The sequence below is a fragment of the Candidatus Eisenbacteria bacterium genome (genome assembly GCA_016867495.1).
GTDB lineage: Bacteria > Eisenbacteria > RBG-16-71-46 > CAIMUX01 > VGJL01 > VGJL01.
This window is the reverse complement of the sequence record VGJL01000189.1, coordinates 1-4847: the sequence shown is the minus strand read 5'-3', so window position 1 is coordinate 4847 and position 4847 is coordinate 1. Positions and strand designations below refer to the sequence as shown.

Sequence of the window (4847 nt, the reverse complement as noted above, 5' to 3'; positions counted from 1 at the left end):
CGATGTTGAGGGCGGGCGCGTCCTCGTGCAGCGATCCCGGGACGCGATAGGCGACGATGAGCCCCGGGAGTTGAACCTCCTTGCGAACGGTCACCGTCCTCTCTCCGCGCTGCGGGGGCTCCTCGATCCTGACGTCCGGAACTTCCGGACCGGGCTCGATCCCGCCGAAGTGGCGGCGGGCGAGACGGATCACGTCCTCATGAACGATATCCCCCGCGACGACGAGGATCGCGTTGTTCGGCCTGTAGAACGCCCTGTAGTACGCGATCAGGTCGGCGCGCGTCATCGTCTCGAGATCGGTCATCCACCCGATCACGGGCCAGTGGTACGGGTGGGCCATGAAGACAGACGCCTGCACCGCCTCTGTGAGGAGGCCGAAGGGAGGATCCTCGCATCCCTGGCGCCTCTCCTCGCGGATCACGGCCATCTCGCTGTCGAACTCCTTCGGCTCGAGCAGAAGCCCCTGCATCCGGTCCGCCTCGAGATCCATGGCCACCTCGATCCGATCGCTGGCCATGTTCTCGAAGTAGGCGGTGAAGTCGTGGCTCGTGAAGGCGTTGTTCGTCATCCCGTTGTCCTGGATGATCCTGTCGAAGACCCCCCTGGGGTGGCGCGCCGTCCCCTTGAACATCATGTGCTCGAAGACGTGGGAGGCGCCGGTGATCCCGGGACGCTCATTCCTGGATCCGACCCGGTACCAGACCTGCACCGTCGCCGTGGGGCTGGCCAGGTTCTCGACCGTCAACACCTTGAGCCCGTTCTCCAGGTCGACCTCGTGGATGCGTTCGCGCATGGCCGATCGCTCTCCTCTCTCGCGACAGCCTATCATGGGTCGCGACAGCCGATCACGGGTCGCGACGGCCGATCAGGGGCCGCGACGGCCGATCAGGGGTCGCGACGGCCGATCAGGGGTCGCGACAGCCGATCACGGGGTCGCGACGGCCGATCACGGGCCGCGACGGCCTATCACGGGAACCGGCCGGCGGCGGACGGGATCCTGCCGGCGGACGTTTTCGACCGGACTGCCCCGGGCTCTGCGGGGGCGGCGCCCCGAAGAGGGACGTCAGAGCGAGTGCGGCACCGATGAGATCGCAATCGCTCCGATCCGATTCCGCGCGAGCAGTCCCCGAAGGGACGCCGCCCCCGCAGAGCCGGAGGTGGATCGGAGGAGGCTCGGAAAGGAGAGCAGATGGACTGTGAGAGACAACCGATCATCCTGGTCTCGGGCGCGGCGCGGCCGCGGCCGGAGGACATCTCGGCCGCCGAGGAGGTGGGCCGTCTTCTCGCGGCTGCGGGATCGATCGTCCTCACGGGGGGCGGGACGGGCGTCATGGAGGCGGCCAGCCGCGGAGCGCGCGCGGCGGGCGGGACGACCCTCGCGGTCCTGCCGGGCTCCAGCGCGCGGGAATCGCCTCCGAATCCGGAGGTCCTGATCCCCGTCTACAGCGGCATGGGGAACGGCCGCAACGCGATCCTCGTCCGCAGCGCGGAGGCGGTGATCGCAATCGGCGGCGGCTGGGGCACCTTGAGCGAGATCGCCCTCGCGCGCAATCTCGATCGTCCCGTGGTGCTGCTCGGCTCGTGGCGGATCTCCCCGCCCGACCCGACGCTCGGCCCGATGCCCGTCCAGGCGCGCGACGCGAAGGAGGCCGTCGAGCGGGCGCTCCGCGCAGTCCGAAACGCGTGAGCCTCCCCGGCGGCGGGATGCGCGGCGGGACTGCGCGCCGGGACTGCGCACCGAGACACGCACCGAGACACGCGCCGGGATGCGCGCCCGGATGCGCGCCCGGATGCGCGCCGGGAATCCTTGATATCCTCGAGCGCACCGTCGTAAGCTCGCGCAACGAGGCGGAGGGAGCCCGCCGGTTTTCCGAAGCCCCGCGCCGCGAACGCGAACCTAGCGGGGCGAAGGGAACCGACGGGCTCCCTCAAGGCAACCCCGAAGACCTGGCCGGACCGAGCGGGTGCGCAGAGCGAGCGCCTCGGGCATGCCCAAGTCGCCTTGATGGAGGCCTGAAGGCTGTCCCAGGGAGAGCAGGAATCGATGCCAAGCCGGTCATCCTTCTACGTCACGACCCCCATCTACTACGTCAATGACGAGCCGCACATCGGGCATGCCTACACGACGGTCCTTGCCGACGTGATCTCCCGCTTCCACAGGCTGATGGGAGAGGAGACCTTCTTCCTGACCGGCCTGGACGAGCACGGCCAGAAGGTCCAGACCGCCGCGCGCGAGCGGGGGCTCGACCCGCAGGCGCACTGCGACGAGATGGCCACGCGCTTCGGGCGGCTCTGGGACCGGCTCGAGATACGAAACGACGACTTCATCCGGACGACCGAGGCGCGGCACAAGAAGGTCGTCCATGAGTTCGTCGAGCGGATCCGCGCGTCGGGCGACATCTACGACAGCGTCTACGAAGGCTGGTATTGCGTCCCCGACGAGCGATTCTGGACGGAGAAGGACCTTCTGCCGGGAAACCTGTGCCCCCTGTGCCAGCGGGAGACCTCGACCCTCTCCGAACGCAACTACTTCTTCAAGATGTCGCGCTATCAGGACTGGCTCGTCGGTCACATCGAGACGCATCCCGAGTTCATCGTCCCCGAGACGCGGCGCAACGAGATCCTCGGGTTCCTCCGCAAGCCGCTCGAGGACCTCTGTATCAGCCGCCCCAAGAGCCGGCTCGAGTGGGGGATCCCGCTCTCCTTCGACCCCGACTACGTGATCTACGTGTGGCTCGACGCCCTGGTGAACTACTACAGCGCCGTCATCGACCGCAAGCGGCCGGACGGATCCCCGTGGTGGCCCGCCGACGTCCACCTCATGGGCAAGGACATCATCACGACCCACGCCGTCTACTGGCCAACGATGTTGAAGAGCGCGGGCCTGCCGCTTCCCCGGACGATTCTCGCGCATGGCTGGTGGCTCCTCGCCGACACCAAGATGTCGAAGAGCCTCGGCAACGTCGTCAAGCCGATCGAGATGGCCGATCGATACGGGCACGACGCCTTCCGCTACTTCCTGATGCGCGACATGGTCCTGGGCCAGGACGCGAACTTCACGGAGGAGGCGCTCGTCTCCCGCATCAACTCGGATCTCGCGAACGACCTGGGCAACTGCCTGAACCGCGTGGAGCGGATGGTGCAGAACTACTTCGGAGCGATCATGCCGGGCCCCGGAACGCCCGGGGAAGCGGAGGAGCGGCTCTCGGCCATCGCCCGGCAGACCGCCGAGGACGTCCCGATCCAGATCGGGCAGCTCAAGCTCCATGCCGCCATCGAAGAGACGCTGCAGATGGTCCGGGGAACGAACCGCTACCTCGAGGAGAAGTCTCCCTGGAAGGCGGTCAAGACATCGGGAGCCGAGGCGATCGGCCCGACTCTGTGGACGGCGGCCGAGGCGCTGCGCCTGGCCGCATCCCTCCTCTCCCCCGTGATGCCGGCCAAGTGCGGGGAGATCCTGCACCGCTTGGGGATCCTGGATGACGCGCGCTCGCTGATCGATCGGCCCCTCTCCCACGATCGAATCGCCTGGGGCCTGCTCGAGGCGGGCGTCGCGATCAGGCCCGGGCCGCCCCTGTTCCCTCGGATCGAGACGTAGCAGGGCTCACCCTCAAGACTGCGGAGGCGATGCAGATGGAGACGATGGGATTCCTGAACCCCGACCGCCTGAATGCTCTCGTCCTCTTCCTCTTTTTCTGCACGCTGGTGCTCGTCTTCATCTCGCTCGCGCGCCGGGGCGGACGCCTCTATATCAGGAAGATCGCGGGACTGAACGCGATCGACGAGGCGGTCGGGCGGGCGACCGAGTTGGGCAAGAAGGTCCTCTATGTCCCGGGGATCATGAGCCTCGACGAGAATCAGACGATCGCGAGCCTGGCGGTCCTCGGTCACGTGGCCCGCATGACGGCCCGCTACAACACCGAGCTCGACGTCCCCAACAAGGACCCACTCACATTCGCCGCCGCGCGTGAGACGGTGAAGGAAGCCTACATGGCGGAAGGGCGCCCCGATCTCTACAACGACCGGCTCGTGCACTACGTGACCTACGACCAGTTCGCTTACACGGCGTCCGTCACGGGAATCATGGTGCGCGAGAAGCCTGCGGCGAACTTCCTGATCGGGTCCTTCTACGCGGAGAGCTTGTTGCTCGCGGAGATGGGCCAGAGCACGGGCGCGATCCAGATCGCGGGGACGGCGGAGATCGCCCAGCTGCCCTTCTTCGTCTGCTCGTGCGACTACACGCTGATCGGCGAGGAACTCTACGCCGCCGGCGCCTACCTGTCGCGGGAGCCGGCCCAGCTCGGGAGCATCAAGGGGCAGGACATCACGAAGGCGGCCGTCGGCGTCTACATCATTACGGCCACGATTCTCCTCCTCCTGGGATCCGGCTTCCTCAGGAGGCTCTTGACCATTGAGTAGGAGGCGGGCCGCCGCTGCCGGCCCAGTCAGGATGGAACGATGAGGTTTCTGCGTCTTCAGCTCCCGCTCCTGCTCACCGCCCTGGCCGGGCTGATCCCGATCAGCGCGTTCTTCATCAGCGAGAACGCGACCAGGGTGGTGTGGATGAAGGATCGCCTCGAGAAGTACATGATCATCATCGCGTCGTTCGCGATCCTGCTCGGGGTCGTGAACGTCGTCCAGTCGAACATCAGGAAGATCGAGCGCCGGCAGAAGGGGTGGCCGTACGGCGCCTTCCTCCTGGCGGGCCTTCTCGGCATGGCCTTCTGCGGGATCATGGGGGCGGCTCGGATCGGCCCCTTCCAGGGAATCGGCTACACCCCCGACGGCGGCCGCACACCCTTCCAGTACGGCGCGGAGTTCATGTTCAGTCCCCTGCAGGCGACGAT

At 67.2% G+C, this 4847-nt stretch carries 5 protein-coding genes; 4 read left to right on the top strand and 1 reads right to left on the bottom strand.

Translation table 11 applies throughout. The features are described 5' to 3' along the window. Positions 1 to 829 (bottom strand): insulinase family protein (locus FJY88_11905; GenBank protein MBM3288037.1); only part of this gene is annotated, 829 nt, incomplete at its 3' end. Positions 830 to 1189: 360 nt separating this feature from the next. On the opposite strand from FJY88_11905, the gene FJY88_11900 reads away from it, so the two are divergent. From FJY88_11900 to FJY88_11885, 4 genes are all read left to right on the top strand, one after another. Then, the gene (locus FJY88_11900) at positions 1190 to 1687 is read left to right on the top strand and encodes a hypothetical protein (protein ID MBM3288036.1); all 498 of its coding nucleotides are present in this window, start codon (positions 1190 to 1192) and stop codon (positions 1685 to 1687) included. 357 nt (positions 1688 to 2044) lie between these two features. Continuing rightward, positions 2045 to 3598, top strand: a complete 1554-nt coding sequence (gene metG / locus FJY88_11895) for a methionine--tRNA ligase (protein ID MBM3288035.1) — start codon at positions 2045 to 2047, stop codon at positions 3596 to 3598. Positions 3599 to 3633: 35 nt separating this feature from the next. Then, a complete protein-coding gene (locus FJY88_11890; protein MBM3288034.1) occupies positions 3634 to 4419 on the top strand; it encodes a hypothetical protein in 786 nt (261 codons plus the stop codon). Positions 4420 to 4458: 39 nt separating this feature from the next. Continuing rightward, positions 4459 to 4847, top strand: a 389-nt coding sequence (locus FJY88_11885) for a hypothetical protein (GenBank protein MBM3288033.1), incomplete at its 3' end; no start/stop codon positions are given.